Origin of the sequence: Kitasatospora sp. NPDC058965 (genome assembly GCF_042741245.1) — a bacterium.
Classification (GTDB): domain Bacteria; phylum Actinomycetota; class Actinomycetes; order Streptomycetales; family Streptomycetaceae; genus Kitasatospora.
Window position 1 is genome coordinate 1 of record NZ_JBHYKG010000613.1, and the last position, 1,206, is coordinate 1,206.

The 1,206-nt window shown below is 75.3% G+C and carries 1 protein-coding gene; it reads right to left on the reverse strand.

The window, feature by feature from the left end; all coding sequences use genetic code 11:
- On the reverse strand, window positions 1-706 hold a 706-nt coding region (locus ACFW1A_RS40605; RefSeq protein WP_380418784.1), incomplete at its 3' end, for an SDR family NAD(P)-dependent oxidoreductase.
- Window positions 707-1,206: the final 500 nt, after the last annotated feature.

Below are 1,206 nucleotides of genomic sequence, written 5' to 3' on the forward strand. Positions count from 1 at the left end.
GCTCCCCGCCGTTGCAGTGCAGGATCTCGCCGGTGATGAACCCGGCCTCCGGCGAGGAGAGGAAGTGCACGGCGGCCGCGACCTCGCCGGTCTCGCCGATCCGGCCCAGCAGGGTGCGCGCGGCCCGGCGGGAGACCTCTGCCTCGTCCAGCCGGGGGCCGAAGAACTCGGTGCCGGCCACCGTGCCCGGCGCCACGATGTTGGCGGTGATCCCGGACGGTCCCAGCTGGGCGGCCAGGAAGTGGTTCCAGGCGTGCAGCGAGGCCTTGGCCGCGCCGAACGAGCCGGCCCCGCGCAGCGCCGCGATGGAACTGATCGTCACCACCCGGCCCTCGCCCGGGGTCAGCCGGTCCCGCACCGACTCGGTGAGCAGCACCGCGGTCAGCACGTTGCGCTCGAAGTCACCGCGCCAGCGGGCCAGCAGGGCGTGCGGGCCGACCCCGAACCCGGTCTCCCGGCTGCCCGCGTTGTTGACCAGCACGTCGATCCGGGCGGGCAGCACCCGCAGCGCCGCCTCCACCTCGTCCGGGTCGGCCAGGTCGCAGACCAGCAGGCTGACCGCGCCGCCCAGCCGCTCGACGGCCGCCTCCAGCACCGCCCGGCGCCGGCCCACGATCACCACCCGGTCACCCGCTTCGACGAACCTGCGGGCGATCTCCAGGCCGATCCCGGTGCCACCCCCGGTGACGACAACGCTCCTGGCCATCGCTACATCTCCCGCCCTGTCCGTCCTGGAATGACACGATTCCTATCACGCTGGGTTGCCGCGTCTGCGGGGAGGGTGACGTTGATCGCCCGCACGCGTGTGGTATGGGCGGGTGAATGCCGGTGAGCGGACCGTAGCGAGAGCCAACTCACACCCGCCGGACGTAACTTTGCCGGCCCCGGTACGTCTTACCTTGTAGGTGCGGCCGATCGACGCGGAACGGCGTGCCCGTGCCACCCCCTCCCCCCTGGGGTGGCCCGGACACCCGCGGCGGTCGGACGCGGACGGGGCTCCGGCGGGCCCCGGCAGGCGGTCGGTTCGCCGACCGCCCTCGCGCACGGCGCCGGGATGCCACGGGGCGGGTGCGGAACGCTTTGAGCGGCCGTTCCACACCCGGTCCGTCCCCCAGCGCCGTGCGCCGTGGGAGAAGCAGCGGGGCCCCCCCGCCCGCCGGGGGTGCCCCGCGGGGGGGGGGGGGCCGCGGGGGGCGGCGCGGGCGG